The sequence below is a fragment of the Microbacterium murale genome (assembly GCF_030815955.1).
Taxonomy (GTDB): Bacteria; Actinomycetota; Actinomycetes; order Actinomycetales; family Microbacteriaceae; genus Microbacterium; species Microbacterium murale_A.
The window spans coordinates 432,684-456,442 of sequence record NZ_JAUSXK010000001.1 but is presented as its reverse complement, the minus strand read 5'-3'; the positions used below and the strand labels follow the sequence as shown (position 1 = coordinate 456,442).

At 67.4% G+C, this 23,759-nt stretch carries 23 protein-coding genes and 1 pseudogene; 11 read left to right on the top strand and 13 right to left on the bottom strand.

Annotated elements, in window-relative coordinates; translation table 11 throughout:
- The first annotated feature begins 27 nt into the window (after positions 1-27).
- Both QFZ46_RS02265 and QFZ46_RS02260 read left to right on the top strand, forming a co-directional pair.
- Positions 28-411 (top strand): PLDc N-terminal domain-containing protein, encoded by a 384-nt coding sequence (locus tag QFZ46_RS02265; RefSeq protein ID WP_307357883.1) that lies wholly within the window; start codon positions 28-30, stop codon positions 409-411.
- Positions 408-1,409, top strand: coding sequence for an epimerase (locus tag QFZ46_RS02260; protein ID WP_307357881.1), 1,002 nt, complete (start codon positions 408-410; stop codon positions 1,407-1,409). The genes QFZ46_RS02265 and QFZ46_RS02260 overlap by 4 nt, the downstream gene beginning before the upstream one ends.
- Here QFZ46_RS02260 and QFZ46_RS02255 read toward each other — a convergent pair.
- From QFZ46_RS02255 to QFZ46_RS02230, 6 genes are read right to left on the bottom strand one after another with little or no spacing between them, the layout of a single operon-like run.
- The gene (locus QFZ46_RS02255; protein ID WP_307357879.1) at positions 1,400-2,353 is read right to left on the bottom strand and encodes an epimerase; all 954 of its coding nucleotides are present in this window, start codon (positions 2,351-2,353) and stop codon (positions 1,400-1,402) included. The genes QFZ46_RS02260 and QFZ46_RS02255 overlap by 10 nt on opposite strands.
- A gap of 14 nt (positions 2,354-2,367) precedes the next feature.
- Entirely contained in the window at positions 2,368-3,357 is a 990-nt protein-coding gene (locus QFZ46_RS02250) for an NYN domain-containing protein (RefSeq protein ID WP_307357877.1), read from the bottom strand.
- Positions 3,350-4,345, bottom strand: a complete 996-nt coding sequence (locus QFZ46_RS02245) for a Gfo/Idh/MocA family protein (protein ID WP_307357874.1) — start codon at positions 4,343-4,345, stop codon at positions 3,350-3,352. Before QFZ46_RS02245 ends, QFZ46_RS02250 begins: the two co-directional genes overlap by 8 nt.
- Before the next feature lie 4 nt (positions 4,346-4,349).
- Positions 4,350-5,408 carry an LLM class flavin-dependent oxidoreductase gene (locus tag QFZ46_RS02240; protein ID WP_307357872.1) on the bottom strand — a complete coding sequence of 353 codons (1,059 nt, stop codon included), beginning with the start codon at positions 5,406-5,408 and terminating at the stop codon, positions 4,350-4,352.
- Positions 5,409-5,418: 10 nt separating this feature from the next.
- Positions 5,419-6,711 (bottom strand): O-acetylhomoserine aminocarboxypropyltransferase/cysteine synthase family protein, encoded by a 1,293-nt coding sequence (locus QFZ46_RS02235; protein ID WP_307357870.1) that lies wholly within the window; start codon positions 6,709-6,711, stop codon positions 5,419-5,421.
- Complete coding sequence (locus tag QFZ46_RS02230) at positions 6,708-7,397, bottom strand: alpha/beta hydrolase (protein WP_307357867.1); 690 nt, start codon at positions 7,395-7,397, stop codon at positions 6,708-6,710. The genes QFZ46_RS02235 and QFZ46_RS02230 overlap by 4 nt, the downstream gene beginning before the upstream one ends.
- Positions 7,398-7,517: 120 nt before the next feature.
- On the opposite strand from QFZ46_RS02230, the gene QFZ46_RS02225 reads away from it, so the two are divergent.
- The 7 genes and pseudogenes from QFZ46_RS02225 (at position 7,518) to QFZ46_RS19995 (ending at position 13,744) form a co-directional block, all read left to right on the top strand.
- Complete coding sequence (locus QFZ46_RS02225) at positions 7,518-9,038, top strand: ABC transporter substrate-binding protein (RefSeq protein ID WP_307357865.1); 1,521 nt, start codon at positions 7,518-7,520, stop codon at positions 9,036-9,038.
- A 3-nt stretch (positions 9,039-9,041) separates the two neighbouring features.
- Entirely contained in the window at positions 9,042-10,067 is a 1,026-nt protein-coding gene (locus QFZ46_RS02220) for an ABC transporter permease (protein WP_307357863.1), read from the top strand.
- Positions 10,064-10,927 (top strand): ABC transporter permease, encoded by an 864-nt coding sequence (locus QFZ46_RS02215; protein WP_307357860.1) that lies wholly within the window; start codon positions 10,064-10,066, stop codon positions 10,925-10,927. Before QFZ46_RS02220 ends, QFZ46_RS02215 begins: the two co-directional genes overlap by 4 nt.
- On the top strand, positions 10,920-11,813 hold the full coding sequence (locus QFZ46_RS02210) for an ABC transporter ATP-binding protein (RefSeq protein WP_307357858.1): 894 nt from the start codon (positions 10,920-10,922) through the stop codon (positions 11,811-11,813). The genes QFZ46_RS02215 and QFZ46_RS02210 overlap by 8 nt, the downstream gene beginning before the upstream one ends.
- Entirely contained in the window at positions 11,810-12,613 is an 804-nt protein-coding gene (locus tag QFZ46_RS02205; RefSeq protein WP_307357856.1) for an ATP-binding cassette domain-containing protein, read from the top strand. Before QFZ46_RS02210 ends, QFZ46_RS02205 begins: the two co-directional genes overlap by 4 nt.
- Before the next feature lie 17 nt (positions 12,614-12,630).
- Positions 12,631-13,440, top strand: a pseudogene (locus QFZ46_RS02200) (LLM class flavin-dependent oxidoreductase); the annotation flags it as partial.
- On the top strand, positions 13,436-13,744 hold the full coding sequence (locus QFZ46_RS19995) for an LLM class flavin-dependent oxidoreductase (RefSeq protein WP_373457631.1): 309 nt from the start codon (positions 13,436-13,438) through the stop codon (positions 13,742-13,744). The pseudogene QFZ46_RS02200 and the gene QFZ46_RS19995, both read left to right, overlap by 5 nt.
- Positions 13,745-13,753: 9 nt before the next feature.
- Here QFZ46_RS19995 and QFZ46_RS02195 read toward each other — a convergent pair whose 3' ends face one another.
- From QFZ46_RS02195 to hrpA, 7 genes are all read right to left on the bottom strand, one after another.
- Positions 13,754-14,440, bottom strand: coding sequence for an alpha/beta fold hydrolase (locus QFZ46_RS02195; protein WP_307357852.1), 687 nt, complete (start codon positions 14,438-14,440; stop codon positions 13,754-13,756).
- Positions 14,364-14,567: a hypothetical protein gene (locus tag QFZ46_RS02190; RefSeq protein ID WP_307364710.1), complete on the bottom strand. Its 204-nt coding sequence runs from the start codon at positions 14,565-14,567 to the stop codon at positions 14,364-14,366. Before QFZ46_RS02190 ends, QFZ46_RS02195 begins: the two co-directional genes overlap by 77 nt.
- Positions 14,564-15,508: a quinone oxidoreductase family protein gene (locus QFZ46_RS02185; RefSeq protein WP_307357851.1), complete on the bottom strand. Its 945-nt coding sequence runs from the start codon at positions 15,506-15,508 to the stop codon at positions 14,564-14,566. The genes QFZ46_RS02190 and QFZ46_RS02185 overlap by 4 nt, the downstream gene beginning before the upstream one ends.
- A gap of 70 nt (positions 15,509-15,578) precedes the next feature.
- The gene (locus tag QFZ46_RS02180; protein ID WP_307357848.1) at positions 15,579-16,406 is read right to left on the bottom strand and encodes a MetQ/NlpA family ABC transporter substrate-binding protein; all 828 of its coding nucleotides are present in this window, start codon (positions 16,404-16,406) and stop codon (positions 15,579-15,581) included.
- A gap of 58 nt (positions 16,407-16,464) precedes the next feature.
- Positions 16,465-17,208 (bottom strand): methionine ABC transporter permease, encoded by a 744-nt coding sequence (locus tag QFZ46_RS02175; protein ID WP_307357846.1) that lies wholly within the window; start codon positions 17,206-17,208, stop codon positions 16,465-16,467.
- Positions 17,205-18,182 carry a methionine ABC transporter ATP-binding protein gene (locus tag QFZ46_RS02170; protein ID WP_307357844.1) on the bottom strand — a complete coding sequence of 326 codons (978 nt, stop codon included), beginning with the start codon at positions 18,180-18,182 and terminating at the stop codon, positions 17,205-17,207. Before QFZ46_RS02170 ends, QFZ46_RS02175 begins: the two co-directional genes overlap by 4 nt.
- Positions 18,183-18,288: 106 nt before the next feature.
- Entirely contained in the window at positions 18,289-22,194 is a 3,906-nt protein-coding gene (hrpA, locus tag QFZ46_RS02165; protein ID WP_307357842.1) for an ATP-dependent RNA helicase HrpA, read from the bottom strand.
- 67 nt (positions 22,195-22,261) lie between these two features.
- Between hrpA and QFZ46_RS02160 the strand changes: the two genes are divergently transcribed.
- The gene (locus tag QFZ46_RS02160; RefSeq protein ID WP_307357840.1) at positions 22,262-23,098 is read left to right on the top strand and encodes an aldo/keto reductase; all 837 of its coding nucleotides are present in this window, start codon (positions 22,262-22,264) and stop codon (positions 23,096-23,098) included.
- A gap of 76 nt (positions 23,099-23,174) precedes the next feature.
- Positions 23,175-23,744, top strand: a complete 570-nt coding sequence (msuE, locus tag QFZ46_RS02155) for an FMN reductase (protein WP_307357838.1) — start codon at positions 23,175-23,177, stop codon at positions 23,742-23,744.
- Positions 23,745-23,759: the final 15 nt, after the last annotated feature.

Sequence of the window (23,759 nt, the reverse complement as noted above, 5' to 3'; positions counted from 1 at the left end):
TCTATGAGCGACGGCTAGTCTGAAAGCATGCCGTTCGTCTCGCTTCTCATCATCGCGCTGATGATCATTGCGCTGATCGACATCATCAAGCGCGACGATTCGCAGGTGAAGTACTTGCCGAAGATGGTCTGGATCATCATCGTCATCCTGCTTCCGCTGATCGGCAGCGCGCTCTGGTTCGCTCTTGGACGCGAGTACGGCGAGGGCGGCATATCGATGCCGCGGATGCCGAGGCGCGCTGCGCCGCCGAGGTCACAGGCGGCGTCGGCAGCCCAGACATGGTCGCCGCCCGCCGAAGCCCGCACCACCGAGCAGCAGATCGCCGACCTCGACCGCGAGATCGAGGAGTGGGAACTGCGTCAGCAGATCGAGGCGCGTAAGCGCGAGCGCGGCGAACCGGACACGGCGTGAGCGGTTCCCGTTCGAATCAGAGCGGACGACGCGCAGTTCTGGGCGGAGGAACCGGCGCTCTCGGCGGCGCTCTCGCTCGCGCGCTCACCGAAGACGGCTACGACGTCCGGGTGATCGGTCGTCACGGCCCTGACGCGCGATGGGACGACCCTGACAGCATCCTGCGTCTCATCGACGGTGCGGAGCTCGTCATCGGACTCGCCGGGAAGTCGGTGAACGCCCGCTACACGGATGCGAATCGCGACGAGATCCTGCGCTCGAGAGTTGATACCACCCGCGCGCTGAATGAGGCCATCAGCCGCGCGGAACGCCCGCCCCTCGTCTGGATGAACGCGAGCACCGCGACCCTCTATCGATACGCGCTCGATCGCGCGCAGACCGAGCAGGACACCGAGTTCGACACCGGATTCTCTCCCGACGTCGGCCGGGCCTGGGAGGCAGAGCTCTTCCGGGGCGAGCTGCCTGGCACGCGCCGCATAGCGCTGCGAACCACCATCGTTCTCGGCGAAGGGCCGGTCGGCGATCTGCTCTTCCGCCTCGCTCGGCTGGGCGTCGGCGGCCCGCAGCACGACGGATGGTGGTTCCCGCATCGCCGCTACCGGGGGATCGGTCCGCACCCCACTCAGCCCCGCCAGTCGGGCGTTCGCTCTCATGGGCGACAGCGCTTCAGCTGGATCCACGTCGATGACTTCGTCGGCGCCGTTCGATTCCTCCGCGACCATCCGGAGATCGATGGTCCGGTCAACCTGGCAGCTCCAGGGGCGGTGGAGAACCGGCAGCTGATGGCGGCGCTGCGGCGAACTGTCGGCATGCCGTTCGGACTGCCGTCCTGGCGCTTCATGCTGGAACCGGCCATGTGGGTGCTGCGCACCGAATCGGAACTCATCCTCAAGAGCCGGTGGGTCGCACCCGGAGTTCTGACGGACGCCGGGTACGCCTTCGCTCACCCCGAACTGGAGGAAGCGCTCCGCGACATCCGTGAGGCCGATCAGTCGTAGGACGCCCGGATCGCCGGCTCGAGCGTCGGATAAGTGAACTCGAATCCAGCTTCCGCGAGCTTCTCGGGAATCACCCACCGGCTCTTCAGAACGAGTTCGGTCTCGGTGCGGATGCCGATGGCACCGATCTCCAGCATCCACCTCGGCATCGGTGGACCGAACCGTACTCCGAGCACTCGACGCACAGTGGCCATGAATGTGATGTTGTCCACCGGGTGCGGAGCGGCCGCGTTGACAGGCCCTTCCAGTTCCGGATGCTCCTCGATGAAGTCGATGATCCGCGAGACGTCATCGAGATGCACCCAGCTGAATCGCTGAGACCCACGTTTCGCTCCAGGGAGATGCGCGGTTCCCGCGGCCCGACGCGCCCCGCTGATCGGCCACCAGCCGTCATACTGTGCGCCACCCAGACCGATCCTGGCGAGGTTCTTCAACGGCCTGAGAACGCCTCCGTCGCCCAGCACGATGGTGCTGCGCAGCGCCACTCGCCGGGTGAGCGGAAGCGTGTCGGCGAACAGTGCCTTCTCCCACGCCTTCGCCACTTCCACCGAGAATCCGGTGCCGATCTCACCGCCGCTCTCCGTCATCGGGCGGTCCTCAGCATGCCGATAGATCGTCGCGGTGGACGAATTCACCCATATCGGCGGCGGGTTCGCGGCTGACTTGATCGCCGCGCTGAGGGATGCCGTGGTGTCGAGGCGTGAGCGGAAGATCTCCGCCCGGTTCTCAGGGGAATAGCGGCAGTTCACGCTCTTCCCGGCGAGACCGATCACGAGGGATGCGCCGTCGATCGCCTGGCCGATGCCGATCTGGTCGCCCCAGCGGAGGTCAGCACCGGAGCGGGAGATCGTGGTCACCTCTCGGCCCTCGTCCCGGTACTTCTGCTGCAGATGCCGCCCCATGAAGCCGGACGAGCCGCCGATCACCACTCTGCCGGTGCTCATCTGATCATTTCCGCTCAGAGCTCGCGCAGACGCACCAGTCGCTCGTGCCCTGTCTCCTCGAGTTCGGTGATCTGGTCGCGCGACTTCAGGAAGTCGGAGAACGACCGGTAGCCGAGCGCCTTCTCACTGAAGGACGGATCCATGCGTCGCATGTGCGTCTTCACGGCCGAACTGTGCAGCCACTCGTCGGCATCGGCCTTGTCGTGCCCGAGGCGCAGCGCGCGTTCCAGCAGCAGGGTCGCCTCGTCCTGCTCGGTGAGCGTCGTCGGCTCGTGCTCGGCGGTCGCCTCCGGCTCTGCCGGCTTGGTCGTCTTCTTCGCACGCGTCCGAGGAGTCTTCGCCTTCGCGGGGGCTTCTGCCTCAGCGTCCACGTCGGCATCGGCCTTCGGGGCCTCGGCAACGGGCTCTGCCCGCGTCACGACCTTCTTCGCCGCCGGGCGCACCACACCGGGCAACGAGTCGTAGGACTCGAACTCATCGCATGCCGCGGCCAGTGACTTCGCGGTGGACCCGGCCACCCCGACGCCGATCACGTAGCGTCCCAGGCGCTTGCAGCGCTGCGCAAGTGGCACATAGTCGCTGTCCCCGGCGACGAGCACCACGTGGGTGAGGTCGGAGAGGCGGAACATGTCTTCCACGGCATCCACGGCGAGACGGATGTCGGCGCCGTTCTTCGCGTACGCCGCAGCGGGGAACAGCTGCACGAGGTCCACCGCGCGCGCGACGAGCTGTGAGCGGTACTCGGCGTTCACGGGCGACGACCAGTCGGCGTAGGCGCGCGTGAGCACCAATGTGCCGAATGAGGCGGCGTAGTCGATGATCGCGCCGACCTCGATCATCGCGGCTTTCAGCCGTTCGACGACCTCGGGATCGTGGGGGTTCTCGGCGATGCGCTGGCGATCCTTGCCGTAGGCGTTCCTGCCGTGGACGCGGTCATACCAGGAGATGACGATGTTGTCGAAGTCCAGATAGACCGCGACGCGGGGGTCTTGGGTATCAGCCATCGTTGCGCTCCTCCGTGGGGTAGCGGACGCCGATCTGGGCGCGGATCTCGTCGAGCGCGCCCATGATGGCGACGCTCTCCGCAATCGGCAGGATGTCTCCGGCGAAGTTGCCCTCGCTCACCAGTCGTTCGGCGGCGAACGCCTGGTACTGCATGCCGCGGCCTTCGACGTCCGAGGTGTATTCCTCGCGCACCGTGCCGTCCGGGCCGATCACGCGGAAGGTCGTCGGCGTGTACCAGACGCGGTCGATGTCGATCCGCGCCTCGGTGCCGATGACCGACGCGGCATTCGGGCCGGCAGCCCTGGAGGACGAGAGGCTGGTCGAGACCGCACCGCCCTCATGCGTCATGATCGTGGCGACCTCGGAGTCGGCACCGGTCTGCATGAGTCGCGCTGTCGCCTGGATGCTGGACGGGGCGCCGAGAACGTCCCAGATGAACGAGATCGGGTAGATGCCGAGGTCGAGAAGCGCGCCTCCGCCGAGCTCCAGGGCGTTCAGCCTGTGGGTGGGGTCATCGGTGATGCGCTGCGTGTGATCCGCCGACACTGCCCGGACCTCGCCGAGGGACCCTTCCGCCAGAATCTCGCGGATGCGCACCATATGCGGCAGATAGCGCGTCCACATCGCCTCCATCGCCAGCAGGCCGCGCTCGACCGCGATGCGCTGCAGATCCTCCGCCTCGGCGCGGTTGACCGTGAAGGACTTCTCCACCAGCACGTGCTTGCCGTTCTCGAGGGCGAGCTTCGCGCCGGCATGGTGCATCGGATGCGGCGTGGAGACGTAGATGATGTCGACGTCCGGATCCGCGACGAGGGCCTCGTACGACGCGTGAGCGTGCGGGATGTCGAACTTCGCGGCGAAAGCGTCGGCCGACGACTGCGAGCGCGACCCGACGGCGACGAGATCGAGCCCCGCAGTGCGCAGATCGGAGGCGAATGCGGACGCGATGCCGCCGGTTGCGAGGATTCCCCAGCGAAGACCAGTCATGCTCTCAGCGTAGAGCAGTTGCGAGTGCCTCCTGCGGTACGAGCGGGAAGACCTGCTCGGCGATGCGCTCGAGCTCCTCGTCCAACGGCGATGCCTGAATCAGCAGCAGCGTGATGCCGGCCTCGGCGTAGTCGTTGATGCGCTCGGCGACCTGCTCGGCCGTGCCGACGAGGTTCGGGCGCAGTCCGCGCGTGCCCACGGAGTACTCGCGGCGGCTGACCTCGAGCGAGAGGTTCGAGTGGCGTTTGAACTCCTCGAAGGAAGCGTATCCGGGGGAGTCGGGGTCCACCGTCGTGATCCGGTCGAGTTCGCGCTGCGCCTCTGCCTCGGTGTCGCGGACGATCACATATGCCGGCATCCCGAACTCGGCGATCGGCCGGCCATGGATCCGCTCGGACCTGGCATTCATGTCGGCGACGTTGCTGCGCACCTCATCGAGCGTGCCGCCGTGCATGACGTAGGCGTCGGCGAAGTCGGCGATCGCCTCACGGCCGGCGTCGCTCTCACCGCCGGCGAACACGACAGGATGGCTGGACGGCTTGGGCTCGACGATCGTGCCCTCGAACTCGTAGTGATCACCCGCGTAGGAGAACGGAGTCTGTTCCCAGAGCCCGTTGAGCACATCGACGAACTCCTTCGCCTGTGTGTAGCGCTCGTCGTGCGCGGGGAAGTTCCCGCCGAATTGCCGCGCTTCTTCGGCCCACCACGCCGCCACGACGTTGAGGGACACGCGACCTGGGGCGATGCTGTCGAGCGTGCTGACCGTCTTCGCGAGTACGGCGGGAAGATGGAAACCGGGGCGTACAGCCGTCATCACGCGCAGACGGTCGGTGACCGCGAGGATCGCCGCCGACAACGACCACGCCTCCAAACTGGGCGCCTCGACGCCCTTGCGGTCGTTGAGATAGAGCTCTGGGACGAGCGTGGTGTGGAAGCCGAGGCGGTCGGCCTTCACCGACACCTCGCGGATGTGCTCCCACGTGGCTGCCATTCGGCCCTCGTCGGTGACGTTGCGCAGGAATCCGCCATAGACAGGCGTCCAGTATCCGAGGTTGATGCTCATGATGCTCCAGTCATAAGCGCGCGAGCGCGCGGTCGAGGGCTGCGATGAGGTCGGCTGAGTCTTCCAACCCCGCACTCAGGCGGATCGTGTTCCACGAGATGCCGGCCGCGGCGCGCTGTTCGGCATTCAGATGCGAGTGCGTCATGGATGCCGGGTGCGAGACGAGACTGCGTGCGTCGCCGATGTTGGCGACCAGACGGAAGACCTCGAGAGAGTCGACCACGCGTGCGATGCGCGCCTGGGCCTCTGCATCCTCCGCTCCACGAAGGTCGATCGAGAACACGGACGGCGCTCCGCGGGGCAGGTAGCGTTCGGCGAGCGCATGCCAGCGGTTGCCTTCGAGCCCCGGGTGGTGGACGGCAGCGACCTTCGGGTGCGCCGCCAGATGCTCAGCGAGAGCCAGTGCGGTCGCGCTCTGGCGGGACACCCGAAGATCGAGCGTCTCGATGCCCTGCAGGATCTGCCAGGCGTTGAACGGCGAAAGCGACGGTCCGAGGTCGTGCACGTACTTGGATTTGACGAGCGCGGCGAAAGCCTGACCGATGCCGAAGCGCTCCCACAGCACGAGCTCACCGAACCGCGGATACGGCGCGGTGAACTGCGGCCAGCGCTCAGGCTGTGCGCCGAAGTCGAATGAGCCCTGATCGACGACGACTCCGCCGAGCGAGGTGCCGTGACCGGACAGGAACTTGGTCGCCGAGTGCACGACGAAGTCCGCGCCGTGTTCGCCGGGCCGGATGAGGTACGGCGTGCCGACCGTGTTGTCGATGACGAGCGGAACACCCGCCTCATGCGCGATGTCGGCGACGAGGCGGAAGTCGAGCACCTGGGCGATCGGGTTGGCGACGGATTCTGCGAACAGGGCGCGCGTATCGGGACGGATAGCGGCCCGCCACGCGTCCGCGTCGTCCTGGTCGACGAATGTCACGGGGATGCCGAAATCGTCGAAGGTGTCCTGGAAGAGGTCGACGGTGCCGCCGTACAGCTGACTGGCGGAGACGATATGGCCGCCACGGCCGGCGAGCGCCATCAGCGTGACGGCCACGGCTGCCTGCCCCGACGCGACCGCGACGGCGGATGCTCCGCCCTCGAGCGCGGCGACCCGCTCCTCCAGAACCTGCTGGGTGGGGCTGGCGTTGCGGCTGTACAGGTTGCCGGCCCGGCGCAAGGCGAACAGATCAGCGGCATCGGCCAGCGAGGCGAACTCGTATGCGGCGGTCTGGTAGATCGGCGGCACAGCACTGTTCTGCGGGATGCCAGGGGTGTATCCGGCCTGCACCTGCTGTGTTGAGAAAGCAGTCATGCGGCGGGCACCCCCGCTGCGTCACGCACGACGGGCGCGCGCACATCTCCGTTGCGCAGGCGCTCCAGCCACAGCACGATGGATGCTGCGACGCTGCGGTGCGACTGGTCGTTCAGCGCATCGTGCAGGCCGTCGACGGTCTCGAGCAGTTCGATGTCCGGTACAGCGCTCAGCAGCGCGCCGGCTTCGGCGATCGGCGAGACGGCATCGGCTGATCCGTGGAACGCCAGCACTGGCACCGCGATGGCCGCGAGGTCGGCGGACGCCGGGACGTGCTCGACGGCGAAGTCGGAGGTGCGCGCCTCGAGCGAGCCGAGTACACCGAGGTGCAGAGGGCAGGCCGTACGCTCCTCGTCGGCAGGCTGGGCGGCGCCGTCGACGTCGACCGGGGTGCCGGCGATGATCGCACCGTCCGGTGTCTCGCCCTGTGAGAGCACTCGCAGTACGGCGGCGGCTCCGGTGTCGGAGCCGACCAGCACCACCGGTACGTCGTCGACACCGGCGAGCCACGCGGCGGCGGCATCGGCATCCGCTTCGAACACGCCCACCGTATAACCGTCGGCGCTGAGGCGCCTCCCGAACCGCTCGTACACGGGTGCACGCTCGCCGCGACCCGTGACGACGGCGAGGATGCCCCTCACGCGGGCGGGCGGCGTCCAGAGGGCAGCAGGGGAGCTCGTGGTCATGCGTCCATATTGAGTGCAGCCTGCCCCGCCACGATATGGATGTGTCGAACTGTTGCAGTCTGTGTCGCCCTGCATCACCCATTCTGGCGGTGAGGAGTGGCACCTTCTAGCTTCACACCCATGACCTCACGACACAGACTCGCGTCACTCGCCGTGCTCACTGCCTCTGCCCTCGCCTTCACCGGTTGCGCTGCGGCGCAGGCGCCGGCAGGGGAGAGCGCCGACGCGACCTCCCTCACCTGGGGGTGGCGGTTGCCCACCAGCTGGGACCCGGTGACCTCGACAGCAGGTTGGGACACCCACGCGCTGGCCCTCGTGTACGACGGGCTGACGCAGCTCGACACCGAGGGCGAGCCGGTGCCCGGACTGGCCGAGACATGGGAGTACAACGCGGACGGAACCGCCATCACGTTCCACCTGCGTGAGGACGCGGCGTTCAGCGACGGGACACCGGTGACCGCTGAGGCAGTGAAGCTCAATCTCGAGCGGGGGCGCGATCAGGAGAACTCCACTCTCGCGGGGCAGTTGCGGATCGTCACTTCGGTGGATGCCGTCGACGATCACACCGTCACGGTGAACCTCGATCAAGCCGACTACCAGGTGCCCTACCTCTTCGCAGGCAAGACCGGGTTCATCGTGAACCCCGCGGCCTTCGATGACGTCACCACGCTCGCCACGCAGCCCGAAGGCGCCGGCCCGTTCGCATTGACCGAGTACGTGCCCAATGCGCACGCGACGCTGGAGAAGAACGACGAGTACTGGAACGCCGACCACATCTTCATCGACGACTTCTCCGTCGTACCGGTCGCAGACGATGCGACGGCTGTCGCCGGCGTGAACACCGGCCAGTGGGACGTCGCGATCATTCCGGCGTCGCAGGCAGAGGCGGCGGAATCGGCCGGCCTCGACGTCGAGGAGATCAAGGCTCTCACCGTTCGGGCTCTGGATGTGAACGGCACTGTGGCGCCGTTCGACGATCAGCGCGTCCTGCAGGCGATCAGCCATGCCACCGATCGTCAGGCGCTGATCGACTCCACATACTTCGGTCACGGCACCGCGAACTGGCAGCCGTTCCCCGATGGTTATGTGGCGCACAGCGACGAGCTGGACGACCTGTATCCGTACGATGTCGAGGCGGCCGAGGACCTCCTCGCCGAAGCAGGCCACCCCGATGGGATCGACATCACCCTCACTCTCGGCGAGGACGACACCGCGCTCGCCGAACTGCTGCAGGCGCAGTGGGCAGACGCCGGAATCCGCGTCACGCTGAACGTGCAGGCGGCAGCCGCGATCTCGCAGAACTATGTGCAGCGCACGTTCCCGTTCGTGCTCGACAGCTACTCGGGGCGTCAGTCGCCACTGCAGGCGCTCGAAGTGCTGTACGGACCCGAAGGGCTGATGAACCTCGGCCGTGAGACGCCGGAGGAACTCACGGCGGCCATCGACAAGGCACGCGCCACGCCGACGGACGACCCCGCATACGCGGAGACGATCCAGGATGCCGTCGAGGTCGGTGTGAAGCTGCAGCCGAACACCTTCCTGTTCAGCTGGCCGCGCATCCTCATCCACCCTGACAAGGTCACCGGCATCCAGCACTGGCTCGACGTGCAGCGCTGGGAAGACGTGAAGATCGAAGGCTGAGACATGACGACGACCGTGACCGCCGAGGCGCCCTTCGCGCCCGAGATCGAGGATGTGCTGAGCGTGCGCCGCGTGCGGCCTGCGCTGCGCACGGTGCTGGTCACCCTCGGCACGGCGATCACGGTCTTCGTGCTCGCCACCTTCGCCACTTTCGCGCTCGGTGCGGCGAGTGGATCCAATCCCGCAGCGGTCGCACTGGGTGAGGTCGCCACGCAGGCCGACATCGACCGGCTCAACCACGTGTTCGGGCTGGATCGGCCGTTCCTCGTGCGTTACCTCGACTGGATCTCGGGTGCTGTCACAGGCGATCTCGGTGCGAGCTGGTTCACGACCATCCCGGTCGCCGACAGCATCGCGCAGGCGTTTCCGGTGAGTCTGTCGATCGCCTGCGGTGCGATCCTGCTCGCGCTGCTGTTCGGGTTCGCGGGTGGAATCCTGGCGGCCGTCAGCCGGGGAGGCATCGTCGACCGCGCGGTGACCCTGCTGACCACGGTGTCTGCGACGGTTCCGGCGTTCGTCGCGGCGATCGCGCTCATCCTGCTGTTCGCCTACGCGATCCCGATCTTCCCCGTCGCCGGATATGTGCCGCCCGAGAAAGACTTGGGCGGCTGGATGCTCTGCCTGGTGCTGCCGTCGGTCGCACTGAGCCTGGACGCAGGGGCCGACATCGCCCGTCAGCTTCGCACGACGTTGGTCGGCACGCTGCAGGAGAACTACATCATCGGCGCGCGTGTACACGGCCTCGGGCCGGGGAGGATCGTGCTCAGACACGCGCTTCCGATCGCGTCGACGCCGGCGTTGTCGGTGCTCGGAGTGCACGCACCGCGCCTGGTCGGTGGAGCCGTCATCACCGAGGTGATCTTCGGGATGCCCGGCCTCGGTCAGCTCGCGAACCGCGCCGCGCTGCAGGGCGACGTTCCGGTCGTTCAGGGTGTGCTGCTCATCACGATCGCCATGGTCGTCATCATCGGCGTGATCATCAACCTCATCATCGCCCGCACCGGCGGCACCGATCGGAGCGCCGCATGAACGCCCTCGCTCGCCTCTGGGACGCCGGATGGACTGTGCGCATCGCGATCCTCGTCATCTTCGGAATCGTCGTGATCGCCGTCGCCGGTCCCGCGCTGGCGCCGTACGATCCGCTCGGGCAGGACACCGCGAATGCCCTTCAGGACTCGTCGTTCGCACACCTGTTCGGCACCGACTATCTCGGCCGCGATGTGCTCTCCCGGCTGCTCGCAGGAGCACCGGCCTCGCTGCTGAGTGCTCTGGGCGCGGCTCTCATCGGGCTCGTGATCGGTGCCGTGCCCGGAGCCCTCAGCGCTTTCGCGCCGAAGATCGGCGAGTGGCTGTCGCTGCGCCTCGTCGACGCTTTGCTCTCGCTGCCGTTCATCCTCTTCGCCATCGTGTTCGCGGCTCTGCTCGGCAACGGCCTCTTCCAGGCGACACTGGCGATCGGCATCCTGATCGCGCCGAGTTTCTTCCGCATCGCGCGTGCGGCAACGCTCCGGGTGCGCGACTCCCAGTACGTCGAGGCCGCCACATTCCTCGGTGGATCGGCGTGGTGGGTGCTGCGCCGCCATGTGTGGCGGCAGGTCGCCCCGAACCTCGTCGTGGCGTCGGTGTCGGCCCTCGGGGGTGCGCTGCTCGCGGTGGCTTCGCTCACGTTCCTCGGCATCGGAGTTCAGCCGCCTGCACCGACCTGGGGCGGGATGCTCTCCAGCGATCTCGGGTATCTCGGCCAGCGTCCGCTCGGGCCGGTGGCACCGGCGCTCGCCATCATCATCACGGTCGGAGCACTGAACCTGCTCGCGGATGCGGCTCGTGACGTGCTCGGAGCGGATGCCGTGACCGCACGCGCCGCGCGGAAGGAGGTCGCTCATGTCTGATCTGCGAACCACGACCGCATCGGAGGCGCCCTCATCGCCTGATGTCCGAGCGACATTCTCACCGTCGTTCGACGAGAGCTCGCTCGTGCGTGCGCCAGCGGCGTCGGCGGAGAACCTGGTGATCACGGCATCCGATGGAACCGAACTCGTGCACGGCGTCTCGGTTCAGGTGCGACCGGGGGAGGCCGTGGGCATCGTCGGAGAGTCCGGCAGCGGCAAGACGCTGACCTGTCGCGCCCTGCTCGGCATTCTTCCCCCTGGGCTGGCGATCACCGGTGGCACGGTTCGTGTCGGCGACCAGGACCTGACCGACGCGCCGGAGAAGACGTGGCGGAGCCTGCGGGGCACGCACGTGGCGGCGGTGTTCCAGGATCCGGCGTCGTATCTGCATCCCGCGATTCCCGTCGGCGCCCAGCTCGAGGAGACGTTGCGCATCACAGCGGGTATCCCGAGAAGGCAGACGCGCGAGCGTGCGCGCGAACTGCTCGATGACCTCGGCATCCGCAGGGTCGATCTCGTACTGCGCCAGCGCGTGTCGCAGCTCAGCGGAGGGATGCTGCAGCGCGTGCTCATCGCGATGGCGCTCGCCGCAGACCCCGCGGTGCTCATCGCTGATGAGGCGACCACCGCACTGGATGTCACCGTGCAGGCCGAGCTGCTCGATCTGCTGAAGCGGCTGCGGATCGAGCGCGACCTCGCGCTCATCCTGGTCTCGCATGATCTCGCGGTCGTCTCGCAGGTCTGCGAACGCGTGCAGGTCTTCCGCGACGGTCGCGTCGTCGAAGCCGGCGCGACCTCCCGTGTGCTGCGGGCGCCGGGGCACCCCTACACGCGCGAGCTGCTATCAGCGCACGCCGCATACGGACTCGAGAGGTATCTCGCATGACGTCTCAACCCGCGGTCGATTCCGTTCTTCACCTCGATTCGATCTCCGTCGATTTCGGTCAGGTGAGAGTGCTCGACGACATCTCCCTGACCGTGCGCCGCGGAGAGGTCGTCGGCGTTGTCGGCGAATCGGGATCGGGCAAGACGACTCTCGCGCGCACGGTGCTGCGTGCAGTCGCACCCGCAGAGGGACGCGTGAACGTGGCAGGGCGCGACGTCACCAAGTTGCGCGGCGGAGCACTGCGCGCCTGGCGCCGCTCCGGCGCAGTGCAGTACGTGTTCCAGGATCCGCTGCGCTCACTGGATCCTGGCGTCGCAGTCGCCGACTCCATCGTGGAGGGCTTGCGCATCGCCAAGGTGCCGCCGGCGGATGCTGCCCGTCGCCGCGCGGCGGCGCTCGAGGCCGTCGGACTCGACGAAGACCTCATCGCCCGGCTGCCGTCCGGTCTCTCAGGAGGGCAACGACAGCGTGCTGCCATCGCCAGAGCTCTCGTGGTGGAGCCGCAGCTGCTCGTGCTCGATGAACCGGTGAGTGCGCTCGACGCCGCAAGCCGGGACCGCGTCGTGCAGGCGTTGATCGCGCTGCGCGATCAACGGGGGAGCGACCTGGCGATGCTCGTGATCTCGCACGACATCGGCTCGCTGGCGGCCATGAGCGATCGGCTCGTGGTGCTCAACCGCGGACGCATCGTGGAAGACGGTCCGACCAGGCGCGTGGTCGCGCAACCGGAGCATCCCTACACCAGGCGCCTCATCGACTCCGTTCCCCTCATCCACACACCATCCGCCAACCGTCCCTGAACACTGGAGCTTCTGACATGCCCATCGAACTTCTCGGAATGATCGCCACGACCGCCGGGTCGGAGTCGAAGGCGATCGCGGGACCGGTCGTCGATCCCGCCTATGTGCGCGAATTCTCGCGTGCACACGAGGACGCCGGATTCGACCGAGTGCTCATCGGATACAGCGCGAGCTCGCCGGACGGCTTCGCCGTGGCGTCCGCGGCGCTGCACTCCACAGAGCGACTGAAGGTGCTCATCGCGCACCGCCCCGGCTTCGTCCCGCCGACGATCGTCGCGCGCAAGCTCGCCACGCTCGACCATCTCACCGGTGGTGGAAGGGTGGCGATCCACCACATCACCGGCGGCAGCGAGGCCGATCAGCGCCGTGACGGCGACTACAGCGAGAAGCAGGACCGCTACCGCCGCACCGGCGAGTTCATCGACGTGCTGCGCAAGACGCTCACCGAGGACGAGCCCTTCGATCACGAAGGCGAGTTCTACCGTTTCGAAGGTGCGTACTCGGCGGCGAAGCCGGCGACGGATGCGGGGATCCCGATCTTCTTCGGCGGTCTCTCAGGCGGTGCGGTCGAAGTCGGGGCCAAGAACGCCGACGTCTACATGCTGTTCGGCGAGCCGCTCGCCGAGGTCGCGGAACACATCCGCACGATCCGCGCTGCCGCCGCGAAAGAGGGCAGAACGATCGAGTTCAGCCTCTCGACGCGACCGATCGTCGCCGACACCGAAGAGGCGGCGTGGGCGAAGGCCGACCGGATCTACGCCGAGACCGAAGAGCTGATCGCGGCGCAGAAGGACGGCAACACACTGTCCTTCGCCCGATCGCGTGAACCGGAGGCGGAACGCGGTGTCGGCCGATCGCCTGCAGCAGATCGCGAAACGCGGCGACGTGCACGACGAGCGGCTGTGGACCGGGATCACCCGCCTCACCGGCCCAGCCGGCAATTCCACCGCGCCGGTGGGCACGCCCGAACAGGTCGCAGAAGCTCTGCTGAAGTACTACGACCTCGGCGTCACGCGATTCCTCATCCGCGGCTTCGATCCGCTGGGCGACGTGCGCGACTGGGGTAGTGAGCTGGTGCCGGCGCTTCGTGAGGGCGCACGTCTGCGGGACGAGGCGCGCGCTGCCGCGTGAGCGGCGGAATCACCCGCGGAGCGCGAGGAACTCCGCGATGGCGTCCAGCGCCGAGGGCGAACCCTCCAGATGCGGCAGGTGAGCGGAATCGGGAAGCTCCACGAACTGCCCGTTCTGAACGGAAGCGGCAGCCTCGCGTGCCCGTTCGCGGATATGCAACAGGTCGAGGCTGCCGACGAGGAACAGGATCGGTACGGTGATCCGGTCGAGTCGGGACCAGGCGTCCAATGCGTCTCCCGACGTGCCGGGGTCGATCGCGGAGATGGCGCGCGCGTTCATATCCAGGAAGAGGTCGCGGATGGGGCCGTTCACGCGCCCCTCGTGCCCGGGTCCGTCAAACCAGAGGTGCGCTTCCAGCCGGTTGACGGCGTCGAGATCCGCCACTGCATCGGCGGCGTCGATCTCGGCGTCAAGCGCTTCGACCAGGGGTTCGAGTTCCGGCTCAGGGGCACCACTGATCGCGGGGGCGATCAGCACGAGCGCTGAGATGCGCTCCGGATGCGCCAGCGCGAGGTCGATCGCTGTCCTGCCGCCGATCGAGCTGCCGATCGCGATCACCGTGTCCGCCTCAGAGGCATCCAACACGGCGACGGTGTCAGCCACAGGTGACCAGCCGTCCTCAGGGCTGTACTCCGTCTCGCCGTAGCTTCGCCTGTCGTAGCGGATGCAACGGACGGCTGTACCCAGACGATCCACCACGGGGTGCCCAGGAGCGCTTGTCCGTCACGCCGGCGTGCAGCAGCAGCACCGTCGTCCCATCGCGCGGACCGGTGTCTTCCACCGCGAGCGAAGCACGGCCCGACTCGACGCGCACAGAGGTCACGGCACCAGCGTGATCTTGCCTCGAGCGGCATGCGCCTCGATCAGCTCGTGCGCCTGCGCCGCCTCCGAGAGAGGTAGTTCGGCACCGAGTTCGATCTGGAAATCGCCCGCCGCGATCAAGGCGATCGCGACGTCGACGCCTTCGTGACGCCACGCGAGTTCCTGCTCCGTCAGCGGAGTGGGAGCACCACCACTGAAGGCGCGGATGCCGAGGGCTGCGGCGTCCGGCCCGCGGACGATCGTCGCGATGCGATCGTGGTCGCTGACGAGTTCCTTCGACACCTCGACAGCCTCGTCGGTGCCGATGCAGTCCAGCGCGACAGTCACGCCATCCGGTGCTGCCGTGCGCACGCGGTCGGCAAGGCCGGTGCCGTATGCGACGGGAATCGCGCCGAGTTCGCGCAGCTGCTCGTGACGCGCGGGGCTACCGGTGGCGATCACGGTCGCGCCCCACGCGACCGCGAACTGGATGGCGGCCTGCCCGACCGCGCCGGATCCGGCGTGGATCAGCAGTGTGTCGCCTTCACCGACACTCAGCGAGCGCAGGCACTGATACGCCGTTCCCACCGGGATGCTCAGAGCGGCGCCTTCCGCGGCGGTGACAGCATCCGGAAGGAGTGAAAGGTGCGCCACGGGCACGACCAGGTGCGTCGCATACGTTCCGACGGTGTCGCCGATCGCGACTCGGTCGCCGACCGCGAACTCCGTCACTCCTTCACCGATGGAATCGACCACGCCCGCCCCGTCCAAGCCGACGCGACGCGGTTCGGTGATGGGCGGCATGGGACGTTTGCCGCTGCGTCGCTTCGCATCGAGCGGGTTGACGCCTGCCGCCTCGATCTTCACCACGACCTCGCCGGAACCGGCGACAGGATCGGGGATCTCCACGAGGTGGAGGACGTCAGGGGAGCCGATTTCGGTGTGAACGATCGCGCGAGCCATGCGGCCAGGCTACCTGGAATGACGAGGCCCCCGCACCGAACGGCGCGAGGGCTTCATCACAGCAGAGAGGTCAGTCGACCGGAACGATCAGGCCCTTCCAGGTCTCCAGGATGTACTCCTTGGTGCGGTCATCGTTCAGCAGCTCGACGAGAGCTTCGATGCGCGGGTCATCCTTCATGTCCGCGCGCGTCGCGAGGATGTTGTAGTACTTGCTGTCGGTGCCCTCGAGCAGGATCGCCTGATCCTCGGAGAGCCCGGCCGGGATCGCGAACGACGCGGTCACGAACGCGGCGTCGTTGTCGGGAAGGGCCAGCGCGAGCGACGCGTTCTCGATCTCGACGAATTGCAGATCCTTCGGGTTCTCGGTGATCTCGGCGAGCGTGGTGGCGCCGTCTGAGATCTCGATGATGCCCTCGGCGGCGAGAAGTTTCAGCGCGCGTCCCTCGTTCGTCGGGTCGTTCGGGATCGCGATGGTGGCGCCCTTGTCGAGGTCGTCGAGGCTGTCGAGCTTCTCGCTGTAGAACGCGGCGGCGGGGAGGTAGATCTCGCCGACCGAGATCAGATCGTCGCCGGACTGCTCGTTGTACGTCTCGAGGAACGTCGAGTTCTGGAACAGGTTCGCGTCGACCGAACCGTCAGAGAGCGCAGGATTCGGAGTGTTGTAGTCGGTGAACTCCTGCCATTCGATCGTGAGTCCGGCATCCTCGGCGAGGTTGTCGGAGACCCACTTCAGGATGTCGCCGGCGGGAACGGGCAGCGCGCCGACCTTCAGCGTGCCGAGTCCTTCCGAGCCGTCCTCAGCGGGAGCGGGCGCGGAGCCGGCGCAGGCGGTGAGGCCGAGCGCGAGTGCACCGGCTGCGACGATGGCGACGCCGCGGGCGAGGGAGGAGAAGGACATGGTGGTGCTCCTTTTGATGTCTGTGTGAAGGGATGCAGAGGGGACGGGATGCAGGGTGTCAGGCGTCGGCGCCGATGACGTCGGCGGCATGCGATGCCCTGTTCGCATGGTCGAGTGACCGTGCGAGCGCATTGCATGCCCACTGCACGAGCAGCACGATCACGAACAGCACGACGACGACGGCGACGATGTGCACCCAGCTGTAGCGCTGGAATCCGTACGTGAGCGCGACATTGCCGAGTCCGCCACCGCCGACCACGCCGACCATCGCGGAGAAGTTGATGATCGAAGTGATCGTGGTTGCGATGCCGAGCACGATCGCCGGTGCCGTCTCGGGGAGGATGACGCGGCGGACGAGCTGCCAGCGCGTGGCGCCGATGGAGTCCGCCGCTTCCAGCAGGCCCGAATCGACCTCCTTGACGGCGATCTCGACCACGCGGGCGAAGAACGGGATCGCGATGAGGGTGAGAGGGAAGATCGCGGGGCCCGTGCCGATGAATGAGCCCAGCAGCAGGCGGGTCAGCGGTATCAACGCGATCATCAGCACAATGAACGGCACCGAACGACCGAGGTTCACGATGAATCCGAGGACGCGGTTGATGGTGACGCCGAGAGCTGGGGAGCCGAGGGGAGCGGAAAGGAACCGCCCCTTCTCGGTGCCGACCAGGACGATACCGAGCGGGAGGCCGACGATGATCGTGAACAGGATCGCCACGCCCGTCATCCAGAGCGTCTCGAGCGTGCCCTTGAGCATCGTGTCGAAGAGCTGCGGCCAGAAGTCGGGGGAGGTGTAGTCGATCATGCTGCCTTCACCACCTCGACGGCGACGCTGTGCTCCGCGAGGAACGCCTCCGCGCGGGCGACGATCGCAGGATCGGCCGGCAACGCGAGGCGCGTGCGTCCTGCCTGTGCGCCGCCGATGTTCTCGATCGTGGCGCCGAGGATGGAGACATCCAGGTCCAGCGCACGCGAGAGCAGCGCGATGGTCGGCTTCTGCGCCTCCTCGCCGGCGAATGTGAGATCGATGACAACGGAGCCGGGAATGTCCGGCACCTCGCCGAGCGGGAACAGATCGCGTGCGAGGCGGCTGCCTGGCGTGCGGATCAGGTCGGTGAGGGTGCCCTGCTCGATGATCTTGCCGTGCTCGAGGAGCGCGGCGGCGTCGCAGATCTGCTTCACGACCGCCATCTCATGCGTGATCAGCATGATCGTGAGTCCCAGCTCGCCGGAGAGGCGCCGCATCAGCGCGAGGATCTGACGCGTGGTGTCCGGATCGAGCGCGCTGGTGGCCTCGTCCGAGAGCAGCACGCTCGGACGCGACGCCAACGCGCGGGCGATTCCGACACGCTGACGTTGACCGCCGGAGAGCTGAGCAGGGTAGGCGTCGGCGCGCGCGGCGAGACCCACCAGATCGAGCATCTCCCGCGCCTCCTGCGCACGGTCGCCGCGGCCACGACCGACGGCCTCCAGCGCGAACTCGACGTTCTGCGCCACGGTGCGGTTGCCGATCAGATTGAAATGCTGGAACACCATGCCGATTCCGTGCCGCGCGGCGCGCAGCTCCTGCCCTGTCAGGTGCGAGACCTGCACGCCGTCGACAGTGACACTGCCGGAATCAGGGCGCTCCAGCGCGTTCACGGTGCGCAGCAGGGTCGATTTGCCCGCCCCCGACTGGCCGACGACGCCGAAGATCTGGCCGCGGCCGATCTCGAGCGACACATCTGCGAGTGCGCGGGTGCCGCCGAAGGCTCGGCTGACGTGCTCGATGGTGATCATGGGAATGCTGAAGGCCCCTTTCGGGGGAAGAGAAGGAGGGTAGGAGACAATTCCACCTGATCGGCGGGCCGAACGCCAATTCGCGTGACGCTCCGTGACGCCGTTGTCAGTTCTCTCGCAGGATCTTTGCTATGCGCTGCGGAGACACCGGCTGTGCGGTGCCGAGGCGCTGCGCGAAAACGCTGATCCGGTATTCCTCGAGCAGCCAGCGCACCTCCACGAGTGCGGGGGCGGCGCCGGTGGGGAGCGGGATCGTGCCCCCGGCATCCTCGAAGGCCTTCGAGACCCTCTCGTACTCGGTCATCCGTGCCCGATCCTTGCCCGGTTCGTTCGACAGCATCTTCAGCCGATCGAGCATGCCATCGAGGTACCGGGGGAAGTGAGCGAGTCGTTCGGTGCCCGTCGCCGAGATGAACCCCGGATGCAGCAGCCCGCTGAGCTGCGAACGGATGTCGTTCAACGGACCGAGCAGCGCGAGCGAGTTCTCCGTCTTGATGCCACGTTCTACGTCACGGGACTTCGTGAGAACGCGCGCGACGAGTGAGACCGTCGCGAACAACTGGTCCACGAGGGTGTTGTTCACGGCATCACGTGCTCGGACGAACTCGGCCTCGGTGCGGATCGGGTCCACAGGCAGCGCCGCGCGCACGACGGCGGCCCTGGCGTCTTCGATCAGCGCTGCGGCCGACGAATACGGTGACGCGGCCAGCGCGAGCTTCTCCTGCGCGGTCAGGTGCTGCTGCACGTACGACGCAGGAGACGGCACGTTCAACAGCACGAGCCGCAGCACGCCGTCCCGAGTGGCTGCTGTCGCCGCATCCGCCGTCGCCTCTACGCGCACCGAGACCGTCTTGCCCTGATCGATGATCGCCGGGTATCCGCGCACGACGCCGCCGGCGACTTTGGTGTCGAGCACCTCCGGCAGGTCGCCGAACGTCCAGCCGGTGAGGCCGTTCTGCTCGATCGCGCCCCTGGCCTGTGCCTGTGGGGCAGCGGACGCCGCGGCGACGGCACCCGTGCCCGGCCGCGCGCCGGTTCGTTCCGGACGTGAGATCGATCGCGCGACGCTGGCTCTCGCGCGATCCGAGAGCGAGCGCTGCAGGTCGCCGAGGTCCCGTGCGGATCCGGCGACGCGGCCTCGCTCGTCGACCGCGCGGAAGTTCATGCGCAGGTGTCCCGGAACGCGCTCGTCGTCGAAGTCGGCGGCCGACACCGGCTGATTCGCCAGCGGCTGGATCATCCTGGCCAGGGCTTCCTTCAGCGAGCGCTGGGGGAGCCCTCCGTGGTTCTCCGGCCCTTCAGGGGCGAGCGTTTCACCGAACTTGTCGGCCCAGTCCGCGGCGGGCACGACGTGCCGGCGAATGGTCTTCGGCAGTGCACGCAGCAGCGCGGTGACGAGGTCTGCGCGGAGTCCGGGCACCTGCCAGTCGAACCCGCGGTTCTCGATCTGCGCGAGGAGAGCGAGAGGCACGACAACGCTGACGCCGTCATCGTCAGCTCCCGGCTCGAACCGGTAGGCGAGACCGAGCACCTGGTCGCCCTGCGTCCAGCGCGTGGGGAAGTCGTTCTGGTCCGCGCGCTCCTCGTCTTCGATCAGGTCGCGCTCGCGCATGACGAGCAGCTTCGGCGTCTTCTGCAGCGTCTCGCGCCACCAGCTCTCGAAAGAGCGCACGTCGAACACCTCGGCGGGGATCCGCTCGTCGTAGAAGCGGAACACCTCCTCGTCGCCGGCGAGGATGTCGCGTCTGCGTTCGCGTTCCTCGAGCTTCTCGAGGCGCTTGCGGAGTTCGCCGTTGCTGCGCCAGAACGCGCTGACGCGTTTGTCGAGCCTGGTCGGATCCCACTCGCCCTCGACGAGTGCATGCCGCACGAAGAGTTCACGGGAGGCAGCGCGATCGATTCGCGCGAACTGGATGCGCCGGCGCGGGATGATCTCGACCCCGAACAGCGTGACCTTCTCGAAGGCGACAGCGGCGCCGGCATCCTTCGACCAGTGCGGTTCCGACACCGATCGCTTGGCGAGGTCACCGGCGAGCGACTCCGCCCAGGCAGGGTCGATCGCCGCGACAGTGCGCGCGAAGGTGCGGGAGGTCTCGACGATCTCGGCGGCCATGACGGCCTGCGGGCTCTGCTTGCGCAGTCCGGAGCCGGGGAAGATCGAGAAGCGGATGCCGCGTGCTCCTCGGTACTCGGCGATCCGGCGTTTCGGATCCTTCTGGCTCTTCGTCTGCCCCTTCGGCGGAGTCTTGGTGTTGCGTTCATCGAGGATGCCGATCTGGGAGAGCAGACCGGACAACAGGGCGCGGTGAATGGCGTCGGGATCTGCCGCGCCCTCGTTCTTCGAAGCCGGTGCGGCCTTGACCAGTGAGCGCAACTGGCGGTGCACGTCGAACCACTCCCGCACACGCACGTAATTCAGATGCTCGGAGCGGCAGAGGCGTCGGAACGCGCTCGAGCCCAGCTTCCGCTGCTGCTCGCGAAGATGGTTCCACAGGTTCAGGGTCGCCAGGAAGTCGCTCGTCGGGTCGGTGAAGCGCGCGTGCATCCGATCCGCGGCATCCCGCACGGCCTGGGGCGCCTCCTGAGAAGGACGCTCGCGGACGTCCTGGATGGTGAGGCCGGCGACGATCGCGAGCACCGGGTCTGTGACGCCGCTCTTCTGCGCCTCCAACAGCATGCGTGCGAAGCGCGGATCGATCGGCATCCGGGCGATATCGCGCCCCACCCGGGTGAGTCGCGGGGTGTCGCGACCCAGATCGACCGCTCCCAGCTCGGTGAGGAGGTCGAACGCCGCCTTGATGCCGCGGGAATCCGGCGGGGTGAGGAACGGGAACGCCGAGATGTCACCGAACCCGAGCGACAGCATCTGCAGCACTACCGAGGCGAGTGACGTGCGCAGCACCTCGGGCTCGGTGAACTCCGCGCGCTTGTCGAAGTCGTCTTCGCCGTAGAGGCGGATCGCGATGCCGTCGCTGGTGCGGCCGGCACGGCCGGAGCGCTGGTTCGCTGATGCCTGCGAGATCGGCTCGATCGGCAGCCGCTGCACCTTCGAGCGATTGCTGTAGCGCGAGATGCGCGCGGTGCCGGTGTCGACGACGTACTTGATGCCGGGGACGGTGAGGCTCGTCTCGGCGACGTTGGTGGCGAGGATGACGCGGCGTCGCACCCCTGTAACGCGGCTCGGCTCGAACACACGATGCTGCTCTGCGGCCGACAGTCTGCCGTACAACGGAAGCACTTCGACCGGTGCCTTGCTGGACGCATAGGCCGCTCGCACGGCATCCGCGGCATCCCGGATCTCGGCCTCTCCCGGGAGGAACACGAGGACATCGCCCGGCGCCTCGCGATCGAGTTCGCGCAGCGCGATGACGATCGCTGAGACCTCGTCTTCGCTCTCGTCCTCGGAGGGTGCGCGGTACCGGATCTCGACCGGGTAGGTGCGCCCTGACACCTCGATGACCGGCGCCGGCTCGCCGCCAGGGGTGGCGAAGTGCTTCGCGAAGCTCGCCGGGTCGATCGTCGCCGAGGTGATGATGACCTTGAGGTCGGGCCGCTCGGGAAGGATGCGCGTGAGGTAGCCGAGCAGGAAGTCGACGTTGAGGGAGCGTTCGTGCGCCTCGTCGATGATGATCGTGTCGTAGCGGCGCAACAACCGGTCGCGGTGGATCTCGTTGAGCAGGATGCCGTCGGTCATCAGGGCGACCTTGGTCGCATCCGACACCTTGTCGGTGAAGCGCACCTTGTAGCCGACGACGCCGCCGAGCTCGACCTGCAGCTCCTCGGCGACGCGCTCGGCGATCGTGCGCGCGGCGAGCCGCCTCGGCTGGGTGTGCGCGATGTTCGTGCGGCCGAGTTCGAGGCAGATCTTCGGAAGCTGGGTGGTCTTGCCTGATCCGGTCGCGCCGGCGACCACGACCACCTGGTTGTCGCGGATGGCGTCGGCGATCTCATCCCTGGCCGCGCTGACGGGCAGCTCCGGGGGATAGGTGATGACGAGATCGGCAGAAGACATAGCCCTCCATCGTATGACGGTGAGGCGCCGAGAGGCGACCTGTCATCACAGGTCGTAGGCTAGGCGCATGACGATCCCCACTGTGACCCTCAACGATGGCAACTCCATTCCTCAGCTCGGCTATGGCGTCTTCAAGGTGCCACCGGCAGACACCGAACGCACTGTCAGCGAGGCGCTCGAGATCGGCTACCGGCACATCGACACCGCGGCGATCTACGGCAACGAGGAAGGCGTGGGCGCAGCGATCGCGAAGAGCGGGATCGCCCGTGACGAGCTCTTCATCACAACCAAGCTCTGGAACGACCGGCACGACGGCGACGAGCCGAACGCCGCGATCGCAGAGAGCCTCGAGAAGCTCGGCCTCGAGCATGTCGACCTGTACCTCGTGCACTGGCCGACGCCCGGCAAGGACAACTACGTACATGCGTTCGCCAAGCTCATCGAGCTGCGGGATGCGGGACTCACGCGCAGCATCGGCGTCTCGAACTTCCTCGCCGAGCACCTCGAGCGCGTCGTGAACGAGACCGGTGTGACCCCGGCCGTCGACCAGATCGAACTGCACCCGGCGTACCAGCAGCGCGAGACCGTGGCATGGGCTGCTGACCACGGCATCCGCATCGAATCCTGGGGTCCGCTCGGGCAGGGCAAGTACGACCTGTTCGGTACGCCGGCCGTCGCCGACGCGGCAGCCGCTCATGGCAAGACACCTGCGCAGGTGGTGCTGGGCTGGCACCTGCAGAAGGGCACCATCGTGTTCCCGAAGTCGGTGCGTGCCGAGCGCCTGCGCGAGAACCTCGACGTGTTCGACTTCACGCTGACCGACGCCGAGATCGCGGCCATCGACGGCCTCGACCCGCTCGACGGATCGGGCCGCGTCGGCACGCACCCGAACGAGTTCGACTGAGACGCGCTGTTGCATTAGATGACGCCCCGTGTCGCTTCCTGCGCCACGGGGCGTCGTCATGAGTACGTTCTATGGCATGACCGCTCCTTATCGCATCGTCGCCGTCTCCGGCTCGCTCCACGAGCCCAGCAAGACGACCGCGCTTCTGCGAGCCATCGCCGCAGCCGTCGCCGAGCGGGCGGAGGTCGAGGTCCAGATGATCGAACTCACCGCGGTGGGCCCGGCGCTCGCCGGGGCTCTGCGGCGCGATCACCTGCCGGCCAGCGTCGAAGCGCAGTTGGTCGCGATCGAGCAGGCCGACCTGCTCATCGTCGGCTCCCCGGTCTACCGCGCCTCGTTCACCGGCCTCTTCAAGCATCTGTTCGACTTCGTCGGCCAGTACGCGCTCGTCGGCAAGCCCGTTCTGCTCGCGGCGACCGGCGGGGGAGAGCGCCACGCGCTCATCATCGAGCATCAGCTGCGCCCGCTGTTCGCGTTCTTCCAGGCGCTCACGCTTCCGCTCGGCGTCTACGCCAGCGACACCGACTTCGACGGGTATGTGATCAACTCCGAGATCCTGCAGGCGCGCATCTCGCTCGCTGCGGAACGTGCTCTGCCGCTGGTCGGGTACGCCGCGTCGCGGACCGCGGAGGCGCTCGTCGGCTGATCGACGCGCCGGTCC

Coding starts and splice junctions, on each gene's coding strand:
- QFZ46_RS02220 (WP_307357863.1), top strand. CDS start 9,042: ATGACGACGACCGTGACCGCCGAGGCGCCCTTCGCGCCCGAGATCGAG.
- QFZ46_RS02185 (WP_307357851.1), bottom strand. CDS start 15,508: ATGGCTCGCGCGATCGTTCACACCGAAATCGGCTCCCCTGACGTCCTC.
- QFZ46_RS02175 (WP_307357846.1), bottom strand. CDS start 17,208: ATGATCGACTACACCTCCCCCGACTTCTGGCCGCAGCTCTTCGACACG.
- hrpA (WP_307357842.1), bottom strand. CDS start 22,194: ATGTCTTCTGCCGATCTCGTCATCACCTATCCCCCGGAGCTGCCCGTC.
- QFZ46_RS02205 (WP_307357856.1), top strand. CDS start 11,810: ATGACGTCTCAACCCGCGGTCGATTCCGTTCTTCACCTCGATTCGATC.
- QFZ46_RS02225 (WP_307357865.1), top strand. CDS start 7,518: ATGACCTCACGACACAGACTCGCGTCACTCGCCGTGCTCACTGCCTCT.
- QFZ46_RS02255 (WP_307357879.1), bottom strand. CDS start 2,353: ATGAGCACCGGCAGAGTGGTGATCGGCGGCTCGTCCGGCTTCATGGGG.
- QFZ46_RS02215 (WP_307357860.1), top strand. CDS start 10,064: ATGAACGCCCTCGCTCGCCTCTGGGACGCCGGATGGACTGTGCGCATC.
- QFZ46_RS02250 (WP_307357877.1), bottom strand. CDS start 3,357: ATGGCTGATACCCAAGACCCCCGCGTCGCGGTCTATCTGGACTTCGAC.
- QFZ46_RS02265 (WP_307357883.1), top strand. CDS start 28: ATGCCGTTCGTCTCGCTTCTCATCATCGCGCTGATGATCATTGCGCTG.
- QFZ46_RS02180 (WP_307357848.1), bottom strand. CDS start 16,406: ATGTCCTTCTCCTCCCTCGCCCGCGGCGTCGCCATCGTCGCAGCCGGT.
- QFZ46_RS02230 (WP_307357867.1), bottom strand. CDS start 7,397: ATGACCACGAGCTCCCCTGCTGCCCTCTGGACGCCGCCCGCCCGCGTG.
- QFZ46_RS02245 (WP_307357874.1), bottom strand. CDS start 4,345: ATGACTGGTCTTCGCTGGGGAATCCTCGCAACCGGCGGCATCGCGTCC.
- QFZ46_RS02240 (WP_307357872.1), bottom strand. CDS start 5,408: ATGAGCATCAACCTCGGATACTGGACGCCTGTCTATGGCGGATTCCTG.
- QFZ46_RS02210 (WP_307357858.1), top strand. CDS start 10,920: ATGTCTGATCTGCGAACCACGACCGCATCGGAGGCGCCCTCATCGCCT.
- msuE (WP_307357838.1), top strand. CDS start 23,175: ATGACCGCTCCTTATCGCATCGTCGCCGTCTCCGGCTCGCTCCACGAG.
- QFZ46_RS02170 (WP_307357844.1), bottom strand. CDS start 18,182: ATGATCACCATCGAGCACGTCAGCCGAGCCTTCGGCGGCACCCGCGCA.
- QFZ46_RS02235 (WP_307357870.1), bottom strand. CDS start 6,711: ATGACTGCTTTCTCAACACAGCAGGTGCAGGCCGGATACACCCCTGGC.
- QFZ46_RS02160 (WP_307357840.1), top strand. CDS start 22,262: ATGACGATCCCCACTGTGACCCTCAACGATGGCAACTCCATTCCTCAG.